The 21,938-nt window shown below is 66.3% G+C and carries 15 protein-coding genes; 7 read left to right on the top strand and 8 right to left on the bottom strand.

The annotated features are described in order from the left end of the window. Window positions 1–88 precede the first annotated feature (88 nt). The gene (locus D5301_RS06125) at window positions 89–790 is read left to right on the top strand and encodes a pirin family protein (protein ID WP_012510689.1); all 702 of its coding nucleotides are present in this window, start codon (window positions 89–91) and stop codon (window positions 788–790) included. A 52-nt stretch (window positions 791–842) separates the two neighbouring features. Here the strand turns inward: D5301_RS06125 and D5301_RS06130 are convergent, their stop codons facing one another. Then, the gene (locus tag D5301_RS06130; RefSeq protein ID WP_324187277.1) at window positions 843–3,047 is read right to left on the bottom strand and encodes a TonB-dependent siderophore receptor; all 2,205 of its coding nucleotides are present in this window, start codon (window positions 3,045–3,047) and stop codon (window positions 843–845) included. A gap of 147 nt (window positions 3,048–3,194) precedes the next feature. Then, window positions 3,195–3,890 (bottom strand): alpha/beta hydrolase, encoded by a 696-nt coding sequence (locus D5301_RS06135; protein ID WP_153855143.1) that lies wholly within the window; start codon window positions 3,888–3,890, stop codon window positions 3,195–3,197. 184 nt (window positions 3,891–4,074) lie between these two features. Between D5301_RS06135 and D5301_RS06140 the strand changes: the two genes are divergently transcribed. Continuing rightward, complete coding sequence (locus D5301_RS06140) at window positions 4,075–5,214, top strand: MFS transporter (protein WP_110711902.1); 1,140 nt, start codon at window positions 4,075–4,077, stop codon at window positions 5,212–5,214. 83 nt (window positions 5,215–5,297) lie between these two features. Here the strand turns inward: D5301_RS06140 and D5301_RS06145 are convergent, their stop codons facing one another. Next, a complete protein-coding gene (locus D5301_RS06145; RefSeq protein WP_110711901.1) occupies window positions 5,298–6,449 on the bottom strand; it encodes an alpha/beta fold hydrolase in 1,152 nt (383 codons plus the stop codon). A 185-nt stretch (window positions 6,450–6,634) separates the two neighbouring features. Between D5301_RS06145 and D5301_RS06150 the strand changes: the two genes are divergently transcribed. Together D5301_RS06150 and D5301_RS06155 are read left to right on the top strand one after the other, a co-directional pair. Next, window positions 6,635–7,981, top strand: coding sequence for a cytochrome c (locus D5301_RS06150; RefSeq protein WP_153855144.1), 1,347 nt, complete (start codon window positions 6,635–6,637; stop codon window positions 7,979–7,981). Then, window positions 7,978–8,904, top strand: coding sequence for a c-type cytochrome (locus D5301_RS06155; RefSeq protein ID WP_153855145.1), 927 nt, complete (start codon window positions 7,978–7,980; stop codon window positions 8,902–8,904). Before D5301_RS06150 ends, D5301_RS06155 begins: the two co-directional genes overlap by 4 nt. Window positions 8,905–8,916: 12 nt before the next feature. Here the strand turns inward: D5301_RS06155 and D5301_RS06160 are convergent, their stop codons facing one another. After that, window positions 8,917–10,446: an OmpA family protein gene (locus D5301_RS06160; protein WP_110714297.1), complete on the bottom strand. Its 1,530-nt coding sequence runs from the start codon at window positions 10,444–10,446 to the stop codon at window positions 8,917–8,919. A 150-nt stretch (window positions 10,447–10,596) separates the two neighbouring features. On the opposite strand from D5301_RS06160, the gene D5301_RS06165 reads away from it, so the two are divergent. After that, window positions 10,597–12,975 (top strand): TonB-dependent receptor, encoded by a 2,379-nt coding sequence (locus tag D5301_RS06165; RefSeq protein WP_110711898.1) that lies wholly within the window; start codon window positions 10,597–10,599, stop codon window positions 12,973–12,975. Between the two features lie 8 nt (window positions 12,976–12,983). Next, window positions 12,984–15,092, top strand: a complete 2,109-nt coding sequence (locus D5301_RS06170; RefSeq protein WP_324187278.1) for a phospholipase C, phosphocholine-specific — start codon at window positions 12,984–12,986, stop codon at window positions 15,090–15,092. 114 nt (window positions 15,093–15,206) lie between these two features. On the opposite strand, the gene D5301_RS06175 is transcribed toward D5301_RS06170, so the two are convergent. From D5301_RS06175 to D5301_RS06190, 4 genes are all read right to left on the bottom strand, one after another. After that, on the bottom strand, window positions 15,207–16,802 hold the full coding sequence (locus D5301_RS06175; RefSeq protein WP_324187279.1) for an alkaline phosphatase D family protein: 1,596 nt from the start codon (window positions 16,800–16,802) through the stop codon (window positions 15,207–15,209). A 10-nt stretch (window positions 16,803–16,812) separates the two neighbouring features. Further along, window positions 16,813–19,746 (bottom strand): TonB-dependent receptor, encoded by a 2,934-nt coding sequence (locus D5301_RS06180; RefSeq protein ID WP_153855146.1) that lies wholly within the window; start codon window positions 19,744–19,746, stop codon window positions 16,813–16,815. A gap of 141 nt (window positions 19,747–19,887) precedes the next feature. Further along, window positions 19,888–20,910 carry a FecR domain-containing protein gene (locus D5301_RS06185; protein ID WP_094000043.1) on the bottom strand — a complete coding sequence of 341 codons (1,023 nt, stop codon included), beginning with the start codon at window positions 20,908–20,910 and terminating at the stop codon, window positions 19,888–19,890. Then, entirely contained in the window at window positions 20,907–21,422 is a 516-nt protein-coding gene (locus D5301_RS06190; protein WP_094000044.1) for a sigma-70 family RNA polymerase sigma factor, read from the bottom strand. Before D5301_RS06190 ends, D5301_RS06185 begins: the two co-directional genes overlap by 4 nt. Window positions 21,423–21,560: 138 nt before the next feature. On the opposite strand from D5301_RS06190, the gene D5301_RS06195 reads away from it, so the two are divergent. After that, window positions 21,561–21,860, top strand: a complete 300-nt coding sequence (locus D5301_RS06195; RefSeq protein ID WP_153855147.1) for a hypothetical protein — start codon at window positions 21,561–21,563, stop codon at window positions 21,858–21,860. The last annotated feature ends 78 nt before the right edge of the window (window positions 21,861–21,938 follow it).

Here is a 21,938-nt window from a genome sequence, read left to right on the forward strand (position 1 = left end):
GCAAGCGGATACTTCTCTCCAACGGGGAAAAACAGCGGCTACCGGCCCACCCCGCCCCATCGAAACCATCGAACAAGGAGATTCCATCATGCTGCAGATCCGCAAGAGCGCTACCCGTGGCCTGGCCGAGCATGGCTGGCTGTCCTCGCGCCATACCTTCTCCTTCGCCAACTACTACGACCCCCGCTACGTCAGCTTCGGACCGCTGCGGGTGATCAACGAAGACAAGGTGATCGGCGGCCAGGGCTTCGGCACCCACAGCCACAGCAACATGGAGATCGTTTCCTATGTGCTGGGCGGCGCGCTGGAGCACAAGGACTCGATGGGCACCGGCTCGGTGCTGCGCTACGGCGACGTGCAGCGCATGAGCGCCGGCAGCGGTGTCAGCCATAGTGAATTCAACCACTCGGCCGACGAGACCGTGCACTTCCTGCAGATCTGGATCTTCCCGGACGCGGAGAACATCACGCCGTCCTACGAGGAGACCCACTTCGCCCCGGAAACCAAGCGCGGCCAGCTGCGCCTGATCGCCTCGCCGGACGGTGCCGACGGTTCGCTGCGCATCCACCAGGATGCCCGCATCTTCGCCACCATCCTCGATGGCGGCCAGAAGCTGCACCACGCCCTCGGCAACGGCCGTGGCGCCTATGTGCAGGTGGCGCGTGGCCAGCTGCAGGTCAATGGCATCACTCTGGAAGCCGGTGATGCGCTGCAGGTCAGCGACGAAGCGCAGCTGACCCTGGAAAACGGCAACGACGCCGAAGTGCTGGTGTTCGACCTGCCGCTGTAACGACAACGCCCGCGATGCCGAAAAGCATCGCGGGCGTATGTGTAGAGCCGCGTCAGAACCTGTAATTCAAGCTCAACCGCACGTTGCGCGGCTCACCCCAGGTATAGGTGCTGTACCAGCTGAAGATCGTGTAGTACCGCTTGTCCAGCAGGTTGTTGACGTTGAGCGTGGCCGACAGGCGATCGTTGAATTCATAGCGCGCCATTGCATCGAGCAGCCAGTAGGGTTGGGTCCGATGCACCACCTTGGCCTGCGTGGCCGGGTTGGTGATCTCGCCGAAAGTGGAATCCTGCCAGCGCGCACCACCGCCCAGCGTCAGGCCTTTCCAGTCGCCACGCAGGCGATAGCTGGTGTGCAGGCTGAACTGGTTTTCCGGTTCCAGCGTGGTGACCTTGGCACCGGCCTGGCGGGCGATCTTGTGCGAGAACCCACCCTGCACCTGCCAGCCTTCCGCCAGCTGGCCAGACATTTCCAGCTCGTAGCCCTTGGTACGCACGCCCATCAGCGCGCGATAGGCATCCTGACCGTCCGGTGTCTTGCCGCCGGTGGGCTGGGCAAAGTTGTCCTGGTCGAGCTGGAACAGCGCCGCACTGGCGTTGAAGCGCCCATCGAGGAACTCGGCCTTCAGGCCCATCTCGTAGCTGCGGCCTTCCAGCGGATCCAGTGCCTTGCCCTGCTCGTCGCGTTCGCTATGCGGTTTGAAGATGGTGCTGTAGCTGGCGTACACCGAATAGTGCTCACCGAGGTCGTAGACCACACCGGCATACGGCACGAACACGCCGGTCTCGCGCGTGTCCGGCGAGCGGTAGCTGGCCAGGCGGCTGCCCACGATCACCTTCAGTGGATCGGCCACGTCGAAACGGCCGACCACGTACAGGCCGTTCTCACGCGTCACTTCGTTGTTGCTGTAGCTGCGCTGCCACTCCGGCTCGGGAATGTCGCCCTGCCATGCGCGGTAGTCGGGTACTTCTGTCGGGTAGCCCGGCTGCGGCGAGTAGCCGGTATTGGTCCAGCGCTTGCGCGAGGCACTGCCACCGACCACCAACTCATGCTCGCGGCCGAACAGGCCGACATGACCGCTCAGGTAGAAGTCGGCCGCGTTGCTGACGGTCTTGCCAACGTACTTGCCCAGCCACAACGAAACCCCTTCACCAGTGATCGGATCGGGATTGCCACCGGCCGCCCCCGCCAGCGCCGCGTCGTAGCCGTTGACCTGATGGTTGAGCTGCAGCTTGGCAATCCAGTCATTGCTGAACGTATGTTCCAGTGTGGCGAAACCGGTTCGCACGTACTGGCGCCAGCCACTCCAATGGGTGCCGTTGTTGAACGAACGCGGCATGTCGTTGAAGTTGCCCTGGCTGTCCAGCAGCGGGATGCCACCCCAGGTCGAGCCCTTCGGGTCGCTGTCCATCGCATCGCCACCCACGGTCAGCAGGGTGCGTTCGCCCAGATCGGCTTCCAGCACCGCGTAGCCCACCTTGCTGGTGCGCTGGTAGAAGTCGAGATTGGAATGCTTGTCCTGCCACGCACCGACCGCGCGTCCGCGCACACGCCCATCGGCGGTCAACGGGCCACCCACATCGATCTCGGCACGATAGTCATCCCAGCGGCCGACACCCAGCGTCGCACTGCCGGCGAAGTCCTTGCCCGGCTTCTTGCGCACCAGGTTGATGGTCGCGCCCGGATCGCCCATGCCGGTCAGCAGGCCGGTCGCGCCCTTGAGCACTTCGATGCGGTCATAGATCGCGGTATCGCTGAGCGTGTTACCCGCCGAATAGGCCGAGTCACGCGACATCGGGATGCCGTCGTACTGGAAGTTCTGCACGGCGAATCCACGTGCGTAGTACTCGGTGCGCTCGCTGTCGTAGGTGACGATGCTGATGCCCGGGGTCACCCGCATCACGTCATCAATGCCGTTCAGGCCAAAGTCGTCCATCTGAGCGCGGGTAATGACGCTGATGGTCTGTGGGGTCTGCCGTGGCGTCAGCACCAGGCGGGTGGCGGTGGCGATGGTGCCGGGCGTGTACGCGCCGCTGCCCTCGGTGATGGTGCCGAGCAGATTGGCGGTGACCTGCACGGTCTGCAGGGTCTGCGATGCCGGGGCCTCGGCAGCCTTGTCCGGCTCGGTGGCGGACTGCGCGGCTGCGATGCCGCTGCTGGCCAGTGCAGTGATCAGCAGGCCCTGGGCAAGCGCCTGCGGCAACGCACGGCGACGCGGCAAGGGGGACGGAATACGGGCATCAGGCACAGACAGCACGACGGGACCTCCACGATCGGGTGGGATCCTCTGGCGGCGGCTGGAGGGAAGACGGGGACGCGGCCGGATGGCCGCAGGCGCAGGAGTGTACTCCCCTGCGCCCCGGCTGTCGTGCGATGTGCTGTGGTGCGGCGCGCTGCCGCAGGCTCAGCCGCCGATGGCGGCGCAGGCCTCCAGGATCAGCGCGGTCACGTCCTTCGGCTGCGAGGCCAGCGAGGCATGGCTGGCATCCAGCTCCAGCAGTCGTTTGGGCTGCATGCGCGTGGCCATGGCCCTCTGGTTCTCCGGCGCGATCATGCGGTCGTGGCGGGACAGCTGGTACCAGCTCGGCCTGTGCTTCCACGCCGGGTCGCTCACCGCATCACCGAAGGTGCTGGCCAGCGGTGCCTTCTGGGTCACCGCCATCACCCGGCCCTCGTCTTCGCTCAGATCCTGGCAGAAGCTCTCATGGAACTTGTCCGCACGCAGCCACAGGTAGCCATCGCTGTCCGGTGCCAGGTTCGGCGCCGCCTCCGGCAGGTGCTGCTGGGTAATGCCACCAGGGCTCTCGCCGGCATCAGGCGCGAAAGCGGCGATGTAGACCAGGCCCTTCACGTTGTCCTCGTTGCCAGCCTGGCTGATCACCGCGCCGCCATAGGAGTGACCGACCAGCAGCACCGGCCCGCCGATCTGCCGGATCATTTTCCGGGTGCGTCCTGCATCATCAGCCAACGACGTGAGCGGCAGCTCCACCGCCTGCACACGATCGTGGCCATTGCGATGCAGTTCCAGGATCACCTTGGCCCAGTGTGCGGCCCCGCCCCAGAATCCATGGACGAGGAGGATGGTCGGTGTCGTGCTCATGTACAGATCTCCGGCAGCGGCCGGCGGGATGCCGACCGTGCAGCCACTGTCCGTGGGCGGCGTTAATCGCCAGTGACGCGATCGGGTCACTGCATTCGTATGCGTCACCCGATGTCACGCATGGCACTTGCCGATTCGGCCTGAAAACGTTTCCATGAGTGATCCTTGGAGCTTCGCACCGCGCATGACGCCTTCATCCCCACGTGCCCAGCAGCACGCCACCCGTGCTGCCTTCTTCATTCCCGGATTCGCCACCGCCGCGTGGGCGCCGATGGTGCCCTATGCCAAAGCCAAGGCGGGGTTGTCCGATGCCAGCCTCGGCGCGGTACTGCTGTGCCTCGGCCTGGGCTCGTTGCTGGCGATGCCGCTGGCGGGTGCGCTGACCGGGCGGCTGGGGTGCCGCCGGCTGCTGGTGGCCACCTGCGCGATGGTGCTGCTGGCACTGCCACTGCTGGCGCTTGCCCCCTCGCCTTTCGCGCTGGGTGCTGCCCTGTTCGTGTTCGGTGCCGGCGTGGGTGCGATGGACTGCACGGTGAACATGCAGGCGGTGGCGGTCGAACGCGACGCCGGGCGCGCGATGATGTCCGGCTTCCACGCCTTCTACAGCATCGGTGGTTTCGTCGGTGCCGGTTGCATGACGGGCCTGCTGATCCTCGGCACTCCACTCTGGCTGGCCGCGCTGGTGTCGGTGGCGGCACTGCTGCTGGTGGCAGTGCTGTCGGCACCGCACTGGCGCCCACAACGGATCCTGCATGAAGGCCCCCTGCTGGCACTGCCGCATGGCGTGGTGCTGTTCATCGGCGTGCTGGCCTTCGTGGTGTTCCTCGCCGAGGGCTCGATGCTGGACTGGAGCGCGGTGTTCCTCGCCGAAGTGCGGCAGGTGCCACGTGACCAGGCCGGTGCCGGCTTCGCACTGTTCACCCTGGCGATGACCGCGATGCGCCTGTTCGGCGACGGCATCGTCGAGCGCCTCGGCCGGACCCGCACCCTGGTCTTCGGCGGCATCACCGCGGCTGCGGGATTCACCCTGGCGACGCTGGTCCCATCGTTCCCGGTGGCGCTGGCCGGCTACGTACTGGTCGGGCTGGGCTGCGCCAACATCGTGCCGGCGCTGTTCTCGATGGCGGGCCAACAGCGGGTGATGCCGGAGAGCATCGCCATCACCGCGGTCACCACGCTGGGGTATGCCGGCATCCTGGCCGGTCCGGCCGCGATCGGCGCACTCGCACACGCCACCAGCCTCGGCTTCGCCTTCCTGTGCGTGGCCGCGTTGCTGCTGGGCGTCGCCGCGTCGGCGCGCTCACTGGCACGACGCCTGCCCTGACAGAAAAAGGGGACGGAGGGGATTAAGTCGTTTCTGGCCCAGGTGTGCGGGAAACGACTTAATCCCCTCCGTCCCCTTTTTGTTCAACCGCGCGTTGGAGCCTTCACCGGCAGGTTGGTGTCGTGCACCAGCCACTCGGCCTGGGCCGGCAGCTGTGGTGCCGGGCACGCGCTCTGCGGATGGTGCTCGTCGCGCGCCATCCAGTCATCGACCACGCCCGCCAGCAGGTCCAGTCGCAGCGGCAGGGTGATGTGGTCCTCGCCGCGCATCTCGATGTAGTGCGCGCGCGGATTGGCCTGGGCCAGTTCGCGGCCCTGGCTGACCGGAATGTGCTGGTCGCCCTGCCCGTGCAGCAGCAGTACGCAGGCGCGGGTATCGGCCAGCGCGCGCGCCACGTCCACGCGGTCCAGGTCAACATCGATGCGGCGGCTGGCGGCGGCGATCACCTGGTTGATGTCCTGGCCGCCGTAGCGCCAGCGCGCGTACGACGCCACCGCCTGCGCCTTCAGGCCTTCCGGCTGCAGTCCCATCAGGTGCGGGATCATGGTGCGGATCGCCACACCGGCATTGGCGAACGATTCCATCGCCACCACGCCTTCCACCTGGTCGCCCAGCTTGTCGGCGGTGAACACCGCCGTGGCCGCGCCGTAGGACACACCGAACAGGTACAACGGACCGGTCACTTCACCGCGTGCACGCAGCTCACCGATCACATCAACCACGTCATCGGATTCGTAGGTGCCGTATCCGGACGGACCGGCACCGGACTGGCCATGGTTGCGCAGGTCCAGGGTGATCACGCGGTAGCCGGACTCGGCCAGCTGCAGCGACCACGGCAGCATCGAATCACCGTTCATCATCCAGCCGTGCAGCAGCACTACGGTGCCGCGCGGCGTCTGCGCGCGGAACGGCTGCGGCACCGCCAGGCTCAGGCCGGTATCCAGCGGCAGGCCGTTCTCATGGCGCTGCGGCAGGTAGTGGTAACGCGCGCCGTAATCGCCGGGATCGAACACACGCCAGAATATCGGCACGCCATCGCGGCCCGGCGCGAAGCCATGGCGGTTGGGCAGTTCGGCGATGGCCGCGGCAATGCGCGGGCGATCGAGCAGGGTCGATACGCCACCCGGTGCGATCAGCCGATCGGCGAGTGAGGTGGACGAGGCATTGATGGAGGAGGAGCATGCAGCCAACCACAGGCCGGCGCACGCCAGCAACAGCAGCAGCAGGCGCTTCATATCACGTCATAGGGGTGAATCAGACAGGCTGGGACGTTAACGCCCCGATAGACCGGTCATCTATCGCGCGCGAATGACGGCTTGATGACAGCGCAGGAACGATTCAGCTTGGTGTACAAGCTGTATCCGTTCAGTCATTGATCCGGATCAATGAACGCGCGCGCGGCATTGCCCACAGTGCCGCCATGCGCACCTCGTTCAAGCTCGCCATTGCCCTGGCCGCCATGCTGGCCGCCGCCTACGGCATCGCCCGCACCACGCCCTACTGGTTCGCACCGCGACAGACGGCGCAGGTCGACACCCACGACCCGGCACTGATCGCGCAGGGGCAGTACCTGTCGCGCGCCGCCGACTGCGCCGCCTGCCACACCGCGCCCGGCGGCAAGCCGTTCGCCGGTGGCCTCGGCATGCAGACGCCGATGGGCACGATCTATTCGACCAACATCACGCCCGATCCGGACACCGGCATTGGTGCCTACGACTACGCCGACTTCGAGCGCGCGGTGCGCCGCGGCATCCGTCACGATGGCCAGCCGCTGTATCCGGCGATGCCGTATGCCTCGTACGTGATCGCCAGCGATGCCGAGATCAAGGCGCTGTACGCCTATTTCATGGGCTCGGTGCAGCCGGTGAAGCAGGACAACGCCGACAGTACGATTCCATGGCCGGCCAACATGCGCTGGCCACTGGCCTGGTGGCAGCTGCTGTTCGCACGCCCGCGCACGTTCAACCCGGATCCGTCGTTGGATGCAGGCCAGCAGCGCGGCGCCGAACTGGTGGAAGGCCTGGCCCACTGCGGTGCCTGCCACACGCCACGTGGCCTGGCGTTCCAGGAAAAGGCGATGGCCGATGATGGCAGCCGCCAGTTCCTGTCCGGCTCGGTGCTCGAAGGCTGGTACGCGAAGAACCTGCGCAACGAGTCGACCGGCCTCGCCAGCTGGAGCGAGGGCGAGATCGTCGACTTCCTGCGCACCGGACGCACCGATCGCTCCGCGGCCTTCGGTGGCATGGCCGATGTGGTCGAGCACAGCACCCAGTACCTGTCCGACGCCGACCTGCTGGCGATGGCCCGCTACCTGAAACAGCTGCCGGCACGCGAGGGCCGCAACGCACAGTGGTCACCGGGTACCGACACCACCACCGCCGCACTGCGCAGTGGCGACTATCGCGTGGCCGGCTCGCTGGCCTATGCCGAGCACTGCCAGGCCTGCCATCGCGCCGACGGCCGCGGCATGCCACGCGTCTATCCGGCCCTGGCCGGCAACTCGATCGTGTTCGCCGATGATCCCAGCTCGCTGGTACAGGTAACCCTGATCGGCGGCCGCACGCCGCATACCCCGCACGACCGCATGGCCTTCACCATGCCCGGCTTCGAGCAGCTGCCGAATGCGCAGCTGGCACAGATCCTGACCTTCATCCGCAGCAGCTGGGGCAACCAGGCCAGTGCGGTGAGCGAGGTCGACGTGGCGCGCATGCGCAGGGTGGTGCGTGACAAGCCGGTGCACTACGTTCCGCAGGAGGCCGCACGATGAAACGTTCGCGCAAACGCTCCCGCCTGCTGGTCGGCAGCGTGGTCACCCTCATGCTGCTGGCCGGTGCCGGCACCCTCGCCTATCGCCATCTGTACCCGGACCTGGATGCTGCCGTAGCCAGCACGATCGATATCCTCGATGCGCAGGGCAAGGTGGTCGGGCACTACCACGCGCCCAGCGCCGAAGAAATCGCCGGGCTGGGCAATGCAGAATCGGTGATGCTTGGACGCCGCATCCTCAACGAGACCGCGCGCCTGCTGCCGGACAACGTCGGCAACGATCTGAACTGCAATTCGTGCCACATGGCCGAGGGCAAGCGACCGTTCGGCAACCACTACTTCAACACCGGCGGCGGCGCCTATCCGCGTTACATGCCGCGTCCGGGCAAGGTGATCGGGCTGACCGAGCGCATCAATGGCTGCCTGCAGCGCTCAATGAACGGCAAGCCGCTACCGAAGGACTCACCGCAGATGCGCGCGATGCTCGACTACATGGCGTGGCTGAGCAGTCCCGTGCCAGACGGTGCAAAGGTGGCCGCCCCCAGCGAGGGCCCCATCGACAGCACGCTGACCCCGGACCCGATCCGTGGCCAGGCGCTGTACGCCGTGCAGTGTGCCGCCTGCCATGGCGACAACGGCGAAGGCCGGCGCGATGCCAGCGGTGATATCGCCTTCCCGCCACTGTGGGGCGACCACAGCTTCAACATCGGCGCCGGCATGGCGCGCCTGTACAAGGCGGCCGGTTTCGTCAAGCACAACATGCCGCCGGCGGTGACCCGCGAGCCACCACTGGGCCAGCAGGTGATGCCCGACCAGGATGCGGTGGACATCGCCAGCTACTTCATCAACCAGCCGCGGCCGGACTTCGCCAACAAGAGCAAGGACTGGCCGCGCGACCCGAAACCCAAGGACGCGCGGTACTGAGGAGGGCGTGGTTCAGCGCTTGACCAGCTCGACCCGGCGATTGCGCGCTTTGCCTTCCTCGCTGCCATTGTCGGCTACCGGCCTGTCGGCACCGAAGCCGGCCGCCTGCAGGCGGTCGGCGGCGATGCCCTTGGCGGTCAACGCCGCCACCACCGACCGGGCCCGATCCTCGGACAAGCTGCGGTTGTGCGCGGCCGCGCCACTGTTGTCGGTGTGGCCTTCAATCGACAGTTTCAGCGACGGGTCGGCACGCAGCAGGTCCAGCACCTGCGCCAGTTGCGGTTCGGACGTCGGCAGGATCTGCGCCTTGTCGGTGGCGAAGTTGACCTGGATCGCCACGCGGCCGTCGCTGTCCAGCTTCTTCTTCAACGCATCGGCCGGCAGCAGCGCCGCCGTCTGGGTGAAGCCTTTGCGCTCGACCACGACCCAGCCTGCGCTGAGGTATTCCAGGCGAGCATGCACCCACACCTGGCGGCCATCAGCCAGATCGACGCGATAGACCACGGTGTCGTAGTCATCCCAGCTGTAGCTGGCCGCGTTGCCGTAGGACGACTGCACCTGCTTCGACACGCCCTCGGCCGCCTCGTGCGGGATGCGCCCCTCGAACACCTTGGTGCCGTTGACCTGGGCCATCATCGCCTCAAGGTTGCGGCGTACTTCATGCATCGAGTATTCGCGCTCGCCCTTGTCGAAATCGGCAGCGAAGGTGCGGCCCTCGACCGGTTCGAAGTGATCTCCGGTCCAGAACGGGAAGGCATCGAAATCACGCTGCTCGGGCGTGTTGCGCTCACGATAGCCGGCCGGCAGGGACAGGTGCGGGAAACTGTCCGACCACTGCGCGGTGGCCTTGAACGGAACCTCATCCACGACCACCAGACCGGCGCCGTTGCTGTCCACCGCCAGCTGCACCCACACGGTGCGGTTGGCCTGGCGCAGCACGTAGACGGTGGTGGGTGCGTCCTGTTCACCGTTCACCGCATCGATGAAGCCACCACCGATCTCGCCTTCCAGTTGCCGGCCGTAGTAGATGTCGCGCAGCAGCTTGCCTTCAAAGACCTTCCGGCCGCCAGCGGCGGTGATCACACCGTCGAAGTTGCGCTGCACTTCCAGCGCGGAGAACGCCTTGTCGGGGGCCGCCTCACTGTCGGTCACGATGCGTGCCGACCAGCTCGGACCTTCCACCCAATGCACACCCTCGCCCATCCGGAACGGGAAGCGCGCCCAGGCGCGCGGGTGCGGGGCGTTCTGCGGCGCGTAGCCCTGCGGCAGGCTGAAGAACGGCAGTCCGCCCAGCGCGGTATCGCTCAGCGGCACGCTGCTGGTGTCGAACGGCACCAGCGGCACCGGCTTGCCATCGCGGTCGGTGAGTGCGGTGCCATCGGCCGCTGCCAATGAACCCGCCGGCGCTGCCGCCGCGGCGGCGCTCTCGCCTGCAGCCGGTGGCGGCGGTGCGGCCGCCTGTTCGCCTGCCGGCGTCCGGTTGCACCCTGCCAGCAGCACCAGTGCTGCGCCCCCCAGCCAGATCCTCGACCGCTTCTGCATCGCCACCACCTCAGCTCCATTGAAGCGCCGAGCATACCCGAAGGCCGTGACCGCCCCCACAGTGCCATCGTTCGTGCGCCGCCACGTCATGCCGATGTCATTGCCGCTGCCGACACTCCAGAGCTTCCCCCTTTTGAAGGTCCGGTTTCGATGCGAACGATTGCGCGCTTTCCCCGTGTCTCGCTGCTTGCCCTGCTGATCGCCCCCGCACTGGACGCCCTGGCCGACGCACCGCAGGGCGATACGGGCGAAGCGCGCAGCAGCGATGCACGCACCCTCGACCAGGTCCAGGTGATCGGCCAGGCCACCAGCTACGCCAAGACCTCGGTACGCGCAGAGACGCTGAACCGGCAGACCGTGATGAGCAGCGTCAACGACGCGCTCAACGAAGTGCCCGGCGTGGTGGTCAGCGAGGCCGATGCCACCGGTTCGTCGGTGTGGGGTACGCAGATCAGCATGCGCGGCTTCGTGACCAACCGTGACACCCAGCAGATCGGCACCACCATCGACGGCCTGCCCAATGGCGGCTCCGGCTACGGCGGCGGCTCGCTCGCCAACCGCTACATCGACACCCTGGACCTGGAGACGGTGGAAGTCAGCCAGGGCACCGCCGACATCTCCTCGCGCTCGAACGAGGCGCTGGGTGGCACGCTCAACTTCCTCACCAGCGACCCACTGCAGGACAGCCGCCTGCGCTTCGTCGTCGGTGCCGGTGACAACGAGGCGCGCAAGTACTACGTGCGCTATGACACCGGCCTGCTCGGCGGCCACACCCGCGCCTGGGTCAGCGCCTCATCGGCACGCGTGCACGACTGGATCGACGGCAGCGGCAAGACCAGCAATGACCACATCGCCGGCAAGTTCATCACCGAGCTGGATCGCTGGACCCTGACCGGCTACCTGTCCTACAACGATGCCGACGAGCCGGAGTACACCAGCGTCTCGCCGAAGGGCTTCGCCACCAATCCGGACCGCGACAACCTGGTCGGCACCCTCACCGGCATCCCCTACCTGGACCAGAACTACCGCTCCGGTTCGCGTGCGCTGCGCGAGAACACCTTCGGCTACCTGCGCGCGGCCTTCGACGGCGGCAACGGCTTCAAGGCCTCGGTGGCGGCTTACGGGCACCGCATGGAAGGTCGTGGCGACTGGCTGCCACCGTACCTGGCGCAGGTCAGCGATGATGGTGCCGGTCGCCCGGAGTCGGAGTACATCGGTGGAAAGACCGTGTACGGCGGCAGCAACCGCGGCCAGATCTTCTTCGTCAATCCCGATGGCAGTGCCGCGCAGCGCCTTGCCAGCTGCAGCCCGCGGCTGGGCTTCACTGCCGAGTACGATCCGAACTGCTATGCCGGCAACGTACTGGGCGCGCAGTCGTATCGCCACACCCACTACGACAACGACCGCATGGGCGTGACCGCCGACGTCGAATGGCGGCAGAACTTCGGTGCGGTCGACAACACGATCCGCGGCGGCCTGTGGGTGGAGAAGCTGGACCGCTCGGCGCGCCGCGACTGGCACCGCCTGCTCAATGTCGGCCAGGACATCGCCTTCGATCACCAGCCGTACTGGGTGCAGTTCGAGGACAAGTACAAGGTTGACGAGCAGATGTACTACGTCGAGGACGTGGCCCGCTTCGGGCCGTTCAGCGCACGCCTGGGCGTGAAGCAGTTCTTCGTCGACCAGTCGCGCCGCCGCGTGATCGGTGCCAGCGAGCACGTCAAATCCGATTCCAAGTCCGATCCGCTGCTGTCCACCGGCTTCACCTGGGCGCCCGGCGTGGAAGGCATGGAGCTGTTCGCTGGCTTCTCGCAGAACTTCGCCGCCATTCCCTCCGGCGTGCTCGGCGAGACCGACCCGCAGCGCTTCCGCAACGTCGAGCCGGAGACCGCCGACAACATCGAAGTGGGCATGCGCATCAGCCGCTGGCCGCTGACCGCCTCGGTCACCCTGTACAACATCAAGTTCGATAACCGCATCGTCTACCTGCCGGCCGGCTTCGTCAGCGGCATCGACTACCTCGGCGAGACCGACGGCGTTTACGAGAACTTCGGCGGCGTGGAAAGCAACGGCCTGGAGGCGGCGTTCGGCTATGGCTGGGACAACGGCTGGCGCCTCAACGCCGCCTATACCTACAACCGCTCCAAGTACCTGGGCAGTGGCGATGCCGCACGTGATACCCAGCTGGGCATCGTCGACGGTGCCAAGGTGATCGGCCAGCCCGAGCAGACCCTGGTGCTGTCGGCCGACTGGCAGGGCGAAAACTGGAACTTCGGCCTGTCCGGTCGCTACCTGGGCACGCGCTACCTCGATGCCGCCAACGTCAACAAGCTGCCTTCGGCCACCGTGTTCAACGCCAATATCGGCTTCGACCTGCAGGGCCTGTCGCCGCGCCTGAAGGGCATGGGTGCCAACCTGGTGGTGAGCAACCTCACCGACAAGCGGTATCTTGCAGGGGTGGACGGCCGCGACAACGCCTTCATCGGCGCCCCGCGTACTGTCGGCATCTCCTTCCGTGTGGACCTGTGAGTGAGCCCGTGACTGATATCGGCCGACGCCGGTTGTTGCAGGCCGGCGTTGCCGCCGGCCTTTCCCCGCTGCTGCCCAGCATCGCCCGGGCCGCAGCGATCGCCCCCGCCGCACAGACGCGCAGCCTCGAAGACCTGCAGCACATCGTGGTGTTCATGCAGGAGAACCGCTCGTTCGACCACTACTTCGGCACGCTGCCGGGCGTACGGGGTTTCGGCGATCGCTTCGTGGCTCCCGCGCCGGCACTGCAGGCCGGCGGCCGCACGCGCAGCCTGTGGCTGCAACCCGATGCCAGCGGCAAGCGTGCGATCGCACCATTCCCGCTGGATACCGCTGCGCACTTCGGCTACATGCGGGTGGAGGGCACGCCGCACACCTGGCCGGATGCACAACGGGCCTGGGACCACGGACGCATGGGGCAATGGCCGAAGGCCAAGCAGAACCACTCGATGGGCTACTTCCAGCGCAGCGACCTGCCCTTCCAGTTCGCCCTGGCCGATGCCTTCACCATCTGCGACGCCTACCACTGCGCGATGCAGGCCGGAACCAACCCGAACCGGGTGTTCCTGTGGACCGGTCACAATGATGCACACGCGCGTGCTGGCGGCCCGGTGATCGCCAACTCGCACGACAACTTCCCCGAGCACGGCGGGCATCCGGCGTCGTATCGCTGGACCAGCTATGTCGAACGCCTGCAGAAGGCGGGTGTGTCCTGGCAGATCTACCAGGACATGGCCGACAACTTCACCGACAACCCGCTGGCGGGTTTCGAGGCGTTCCGCCAGGCCTACCGCGCTGCGCCGGGGCATGACCCGCAGCTGCGCGCACGTGGCGTCAGCACCCGTGGCCTGGCGCAGCTGCGCCAGGACGTGGTCGATGGGCGTCTGCCGCAGGTCAGCTTCATCATTGCCGACGCGGCCGGCAGCGAGCATCCCGGCCCCTCCAGCCCGGCCCAGGGCGCGGCCTATACCGCACGCGTGCTGGATGCACTGACCGCCGATCCGGAGGTGTGGAGCCGCACCGCCCTGCTGCTGATGTTCGACGAGAACGACGGCTTCTTCGACCACATGCCGCCACCGGCACCGCCGTCACCGATAAACGGTGGCTGGGCGGGTGCGTCTTCGGTCAGTACCGAAGGCGAGTACCACCGCCATCCGGCACCGGGCGACGAGAAGTACGACGCCGCCGAGCTGCGCGGCCGCCCCTATGGGCTGGGTCCGCGCGTGCCGCTGTACGTGATCTCGCCATGGAGCCGCGGTGGCTGGGTCGATTCGCAGGTGTACGACCACACCTCGGTCATACGGCTGATCGAACGCCGCTTCGGCGTGGCCGCACCGGATATCTCACCCTGGCGCCGTGCGGTCTGCGGAGACCTGAGCAACGCCTTCGACTTCGCCCAGCGCGATACCCGTCCGTTCGTACGCGGCCTGCCCGACGTGAGCGCGGTGGCCGCACGTGCCGCCGCCCTGCCGGGACGCACCGTGCCGACGTTGCCGGAGGGGCTGGAACCGGCACAACAGGAACGTGGCGTACGCCCGGCGCGTGCCCTGCCCTATCGGCCGCAGGCATCGATTGCCGCGATCGACACAACGGGCGTGGAACTGGTGTTGTCCTGCGAAGGTGCGGCGGCGGTCCTGCATGTCTACGATCGGCTGCGGCTGGGTGCGGTGCCACGCCGCTATACACTGGTACCGGGCACAGCACTGCAGGAGCGCTGGCCGCTGGATGTACACGGTCGCTACGACCTTTGGCTGCTGGGCCCGAATGGCTTCCACCGCCATTTCCAGGGGGCGACCAAGGCACCTGCCGTGCAGGCCATGGTTGAACATGCTGGCAGCCAGCTGCGGCTGCACCTGCGCAATCTGGGTGACAGCGCGCAGCAAGTGCGCGTGCATGCCGGTGCCTATGCCGGGCACATGCCCGAGCAGACGCTGGCACTGCCCGCGCATGCAGAGACTTCGTTGGCGTGGGATGCAACGCCTACCGCCGCCTGGTATGACCTGCAGGTCAGCGCAGGTGAGAGTGTGCTGCGCCTCGCGGGTCGTGCCGAGGATGGGCGTCCTGGCACCAGTGACCCGGCGATGGGCGGCGAACCACTGCGGTTTGAGCACGATTGAGCCGCTCCGCCCTTGTAGAGTCGAGCCATGCTCGACTGCTTTTTCCGGTCAATGATCGAAGAACGATCGAAAAGCAGTCGAGCATGGCTCGACTCTACAAGGGGGCGTGCCTGATCAGGCCTCCTGCAATCCCGGGCGGCCGTGCTCCACCGCATAGCGCTTCCAGCTCTGCAGTGCGCCATCTGGCTGCATCACGGTATCCAGCGTTTTCATGTCGCCGATCCAGGCATCACGGGTGACATCGCACAGCACGTAGCCACGCTTGTCGGTGGTCGCCCTCAGATAAGGGCTGTGCGCGAGCTGATTCCTTGCGTACGCATCCACGCCCTGGCCGTCGGCCCCCGAAGTGATCGAAGTGGCAAGGAACTCACTGGAGACCACGCCTGAATCACGATGGTCCTGCACCAGGTCGCTGGCGTAATGCCGGTGTGCGTCGCCACACGCCGTCACCACGTTGCCGAATCCGACCTTCTGGATGTGATCGAGCAGGCGCCGGCGGCTGTCCAGATAGCCCGACCATTGGTCGTCGGACGACTGCACCATCCCGTCCTTCTCGCGCATGTAGTTGCCCAACGCCACCTGGTGGGCAATGGTGTGCCAGCGCGGCGCGGCATCGGCCAGGCCGTCGAACAGCCAGCGCTCCTGCTTCGCACCCACAATGCTGCGCTCCGGCGATTCCACCTCCTCGCGCAGCGCCATGTTTACCTGCTTGCTGCGGTACTGGCGTGTGTCGAGCAGGTGCAGGTCCATCAGCGTGCCATAGCGTGCGCGCCGGTACATCTGCATGTGGCCATCGCGCGGGAATGCCGAACGGCGCAGTGGCATGTTCTCGTAGTAGGCCTGGAACGCCTGTGCGCGGCGCAGCAGGAACACTTCGCTGGGCGTATCGTCCTGGTCTTCGGCGCCGGCCCAGTTGTTGTCCACTTCATGGTCATCGAAGGTGGCGAACCACGGCGCCGACGCATGCGCGGCCTGCAGGTCGGCATCGCTCTTGTACTGGGCGTAGCGGCGACGGTAGTCGTCCAGCGTGTAGGTCTGCGGCCCGACATGATTGCGCAGGTTGGTGAACGGCTGGCCGTTCATTTTCCGCAGGCCCGGCTGGCTTTCGCCTTCGTAGATGTAATCACCGTAGTGGAAGACGAAATCCAGCGGTTCCTCGGCAATGCGCCGCCACGCGGTGTAGTGGCCTTCTTCGTAGTGCTGGCAACCGGCCACCGCAAAACGCACGCGATCCACTGCGGCCGTGGCTGTGGGCAGCGTGCGGGTGCAACCGACCGCACTGGCGTGGCCGCCTACGGTGAAGCGGTACCAGTAAGGCCGTGCGGGCGCCAACCCACCCAGCTCCACGTGCACGGCGTGGCCGAGTTCGGGATGCGCCATCGCCGAACCCTGGCGTACCACCTTGCGCATGCCCTCGTCCGCGGCCAGCTGCCATTCGACCACCATCGGCCGGGTCGGCATGCCACCGCCGAACACCAGCGGCTCGGTCGCCAGCCGTGTCCACAGCACCATGCCATCGGCCGAAGGATCACCCGAGGCCACGCCCAGGGTGAACGGCGTGCTGGCGAACCGCGGCGACGCCAGCAGGTTGCGCGGGTTCAGCGCGGCGGCATCGGTCTGTGCGGCCAGCGCGTGCGCCGTGCCCATCCACGCGCCGGCAGCGGACAGGCCAGCCAGGGCCAGGAATCGCCTGCGATTGATCGTATCCACGGCTGCGCCCTCAGTTGTAGATGATGTGGAAGTAGAAGAAGCGGCCGTAGTCGTCGATCTCGGTACGGAAGCGCCCATTCGGACCGGTGCTGTAGGTCGGCTGCGTATTGAACAGGTTCTTGGCCTCGTACTTCAGCGTCACGTGCCTGCTGACCTTGTGGCTGAAGGCCATGTTGAAGGTCATGTACGGGTCGTAGTACGAATCCAGCCATTGGGTATCACCAAAGTCGACCAGCATCCGGCTGCGGTAGGTGCCAGACAGGCGCAGCTGCGCGCTCTTCCACGGCATGCGCCAGATCACCGAGCCGTTGAGCGACCAGTCCGGCTGGTACAACAGACGGTCCAGGCGACGCTCGGTACCATCACTGATGCGGTAGTTGGTCTGGCCTTCCAGCCGCGTCGCGTTGAAGTACATGTCGAAGCGCTGGCGGCCCCACTGCAGGTTGCGGTTGGCGACCGCGAACTCGACGCCGCGCAGCCTGGACTCATCGGTGTTCATCGGCTGGGTGACCCGGTAGCGCGTGTCACCCACGTTCTCGAAGGTGGTCAGGGTGTAGATGTCGTCCTTGATCACCTTGTCGAACAGCGCGATCGAGACCAGGCCGTTATTGCCATTGAAGTACAGGTCCCACGCCAGGTCGATGTTGGTGGAACGTCGCGGCTGCAGGTTGGCGTTGCCCTGCTTGATCGTGCAGAAGCCCCTGCCCTCCTCGTCATCGCCACAGCTGGTGCTGGTGGCCTGGGCGATGTTGCTCGGCGTCGGCCGGCCCAGCGTGCGGCTGGCGGAGAAGCGCAGGCGCTGGTCCTCGGTGAGCTTGAACGTCGCATTCAATGACGGCAGCAGGTTGTTGTAGCCGCCGCTCGCCTTGCGGAAAGCAGAGGTATAGGTGGTGCCGCCATCGTCGCTGAACGGGCTGTAGGCATCGAAGCGCGTGTGGTCGTAGCGCAGGCCGCCGATCAGCAGCAGCCGGTCCCAGGCGTAGTGCGCGGATACATAGGCATTGGTGATGTCCTCCACGTACTTGTAGTCGCTGGTGAAGTTGGCATTGGGATAGGCCGCGTTGTTGCTGCCCAGCCTCGGTGCCAGCTCCTCGTTCCACTTGCGGTTGTCGATCAGCGGGAAGCCCGGCACGCTGCCCAGCAGGGTCGAACCCGGGTACAGGTAATCGTTCAGCGTCGCACTGCTCTTGTAGTAGTCGAAGTCGATGTCCTGCCAGATCTTCAGGTGACGGTACTCGGCACCGGCGGCCAGGCCAAAGCCACGCGCATCGGCGTCGATGTTGTAGCTGAAGTCGGCACGCAGGTTGTCGATGCTCTCCTTGGCGTCGCGCGGCGAGACATAGGCCTGTGCCGGGTTGAGCTTGAACGCCGAGCTGGTCAGCAGGCTGGAATCGGAAACCGCCACCGCATTGGGAAAGCCGTGGCTGTCGTTCTCGTAATCGACGAACAGGTTGCTCGGGTAGGCGCGTACCCCCCAGTAGACCTGGCTGTTGTGGAAGGTCTCTTCGGTGTGGCCACCGCGCAGGGTCAGCCGCGAGCGGTCACCCAGGTCCCAGTTGAAGCTGGCGATGGCACCGCGGTTGTTGCGGTCCCAGCGGTCGTGGCGGTTCTTGATGTAGATGCTGTTGATCTGGGTGGTGCCGCTGTCTTCGGTCTGGTTGCGGATCGGAAACTTGGCGTTGCCGTACAGATCGGTCTTGTTCATCGTCGAGTTCTCGTAGAACCGGTACGAGTACAGCAACAACGATGCGTAGAAAGGATCGTCCGATGGCTTCCATTCCAGCTTGGCCGAGCCACCGAAGTTGGTAATGAAGTTGGTGTAGGTGCCGGTGCTGAAATTGCCGGGCGCACGCAGCCCGTTCCAGCCCTTGGCCTCCTCCGGCCCGGTGGTGCCGTCGGTGAGGTACTTGCCAGCGTCGTTATAGTAGTAGTTCGACTCCACCCAGCGCTTGACGCTGTTGCGCGAACGCTGCTCATAGCGCGCCACCGCGACGACGCCGAATTCCTGGTCGGCACCGAACTGGTTGGAGAACACCATCTTGGCGCTCTTGCCGAAGTGGCCCAGGGTCTCGTGGTTGCCACCGGCGCTGCGCTCGACATTGGTCTCGGCCGTGGAATAGATACCGGCCACATCGGCGAACACGTACTTTCCGGAACGGTCGAAGGCGCTGCGGCTGATGATGTCGATCACGCCGCCGATCGCGTCCGGCGCCTGCTCGGCGCTGAAACTCTTGTAGATGTCGGTGCGGGTGCCGATGTCGCTGGGAATCAGCTGCAGGTTGTTCATGCGCTCACCCGAGCCACTTCCACCCACGCTGGCAATCGCTATGCCATCGATGGTGGTGTAGTTGAGGTTGGCCTGCACGCCACGCACCGTCACGTAACGGGGCTCACCGGCATCCTCCACGGCACTCAGGCCCGGCGCGGCCATCAGGCTTTCGGCCAGCGTCTCGTCGCCGTAGCTGTCCATCTCGTCGTAGACCACCGAATCCTTGATCACCGGCGAGGTCTTCTTCTGGTCGATCACCTCGTGCGCGGCAATCACCTTCACCGTGCCCAGGGTCGGCGCCACCATCGCCTCGGCCTCGCGCGGCTTCGGCGCGGCCGGCTTCGGTTCGTTGCGTGCCGGTGCCGGATCGATGGCGATGACATTGCCATCCACCACGGTGTAGCCCAGGCCGGTCCCTGCCAGCAGCGCGTCCAGCGCCTGCTTGACGGTGGCACCGCGCGGCACCGCCCCGGCCATGCGGGCATCGCCGCTGGCCGAGTACAGGAACTGCACGCCGGAACTGCGCGACAACTGCTCCAGCGCGCGCGCCAGCGGCTGCGCCGCGATCGGGGTAGCCACTCGCGCCTCCAGCCCTTCGCTACCGGCCGCGAAAGCCGACGGTACGCTGCACGGAGACAGGGCGAGGATGATCGACAGGTAAAGCGTGTTGCGCATCACGGGTCCTTGGAAGAGAGAAAGCAGCAGGTGCCGCTGTGCATCTCGACAGCGGCTTCTCCCATGTAAGAGCCCGCTTCCACCGAAGTGGAGAACGCGGATTCGATGAATCTTTTCTGACAGTGCACGGCCGCGCCGCCCTCAGCGACTGCCGACCCGCACCGTGTCCCCTTCGCGCCTCACCACGAAACGCGGGTCGCGTTCGAGGAAGGCCTGCAGCGCACCGATGCGATGCGCATCCAGGCTGCCGGACAACCGCGCCGACGCCGCACCTTCATCCAGCACCCGCACCTGCACCTGGTTGTGGCGGTTGAAGGCGGCGGCCACCTCATCCAGCCGCTCGTCCAGGAAAGAGACCTTGCGTTGCTGCCAGTCCAGCAGCATCGACAGCGGCACATCCAACGACTCCACGGCATGGCTGCGCGCGTCGACCTGCACCACCTGGCCTTTGCCCAGCTGTGCAAGACGCCGCGCATCCGCACCCTGGCTCCACACTTCCACCTCGCCGGAAACCACACCGATGCGGGTGCCCTGCAGCCGTCGCGACACATCGAACACCGTGCCGATATCGCGGATCTGCAACCCGTTCACCTGCACTTCGAACGGGCGCCGATCGCGTGCAATGTCGAACGTCGCCTCGCCCTGCAGCAGTTCCGCCTTGCGGCTGAACCCGCCCATGCGCACCCGCAGGCGGCTGTCCGCGTTCAGCCGCACCCGGGTCTGGTCGGGCAGCACCAGGTCACGCAGTTCACCATGGTCGGCGCTGTACAGCTGCTCGGTGGGCATCAGTTGCGGTACCAGGCCCACGCCGAGCAGGGCGATACAGGCTGCGGCAGCCGCCCCCCACCAACGCGTGCGACGGCTGTGCGGCGCACTGCGCAGCGGGGCCTGTGCGTGTCCGAACAGCGGCACGACCTTGGCAGCGGCCTGCTGTGGCGGCACCGGCGCCTCTTCAGCCAATGCCGATTGCAGCGCCTCACCAACCTGCCGGTGCAGTGCGAGGGCGTGCATATAGGCGCGCACATGCTCCGGCGAGCGCTTCATCCAGTCCAGCAACGCAACCCGCTCGGCTTCGCCCAGCACGCCCTCGCGATTGCGCTGGAACCAGTCCATGGCCTCGCTGGCGATCGCGTCGTCGGCCGCACCCGATGGATTCCGTTTCATGTGAGCTCCCTGGCGCCCAGCGCCTTCCTGCAGGCTTCCAGCCCCTTGCCGATATGCTTGCGCACCATGTGCACCGACACCTGCAACTGTTGGCTGATTGCCGGGCAGTCCAGCCCGTCGCGGTAATGCAGCTCCATCACCCGCCGCGTGGTGGCCGGCAGCCGTGCGATGGTAGTGCGGATATCGTTCCAGCGCTGCGCGCGCTCGAATTCGCCTTCGACGTCTTCTTCGCTCTTCAGCACTTCGGCCAGGAGGTCGACGTCCTCCAGCGGCGGCAGCGACGAACGCGCGCGCGCGTGCTCGCGCGCCAGGTTGGCCGCCACGGTGAACAGGTAGGCTTCCGGGTTCTCGACCGCGTCGGCATGCTCACCGGTGCTGCGCAGCAGCCGCAGATAAACCTCCTGCGCCAGATCCTCGGCATCTTCGCTGGCAGAACCCCGGCGCAGGAAGAAGCCGCGCAGCAGCCGCCGCCGCAGCGCATAGCTCTTCTCCCAGATCCTCACGCTGTTCACGGCCGGCCAACCACCCCAAGGCTGGAAAGCACCGCAGGGTGACGGTCATCGATGACAGTGGCGTTTCAACTGCCGGCACGCAGCCGCTAGAATGCCGCCCCTGCAGTTTCCAGCAGCCGGCACAAGGAGTGCCCCGCAATGAACGCACGCACCGCCATCAACACCCTCAGCAGCCTGCTGTTCCTGCTGCTGGTCGCACACACCACCGCCTACCAGCAGCAGATGTGGCCGCCCAGCCGGGTCGTCCACGTGCATCCGGTGGTCGTCTCCCTCGCCTACGCGCTGGGCCTGCTCACCCTGTTGCTGTGGATCGGAGGACGCCGCTTGCCGGAACGCTGCCAGCAGCTCTCGGGCTGGCTGCCGATCGTGGCCTGGTGCCTGCTGGGCATTGGTGTGGCGGTCATCCCGATGTTCTTCCCGGGCCTGTCACCGGCCTGATCAGCGGCCGCACCCAGCACGCCCGCCCATGATACGGCGCGCCGTGCCAACCCTTGCTTGCCAGAGACCCAAGCCGGG

Source organism: Stenotrophomonas sp. MH181796, assembly GCF_009659995.1.
In the GTDB taxonomy this organism is placed as follows: domain Bacteria; phylum Pseudomonadota; class Gammaproteobacteria; order Xanthomonadales; family Xanthomonadaceae; genus Stenotrophomonas; species Stenotrophomonas riyadhensis.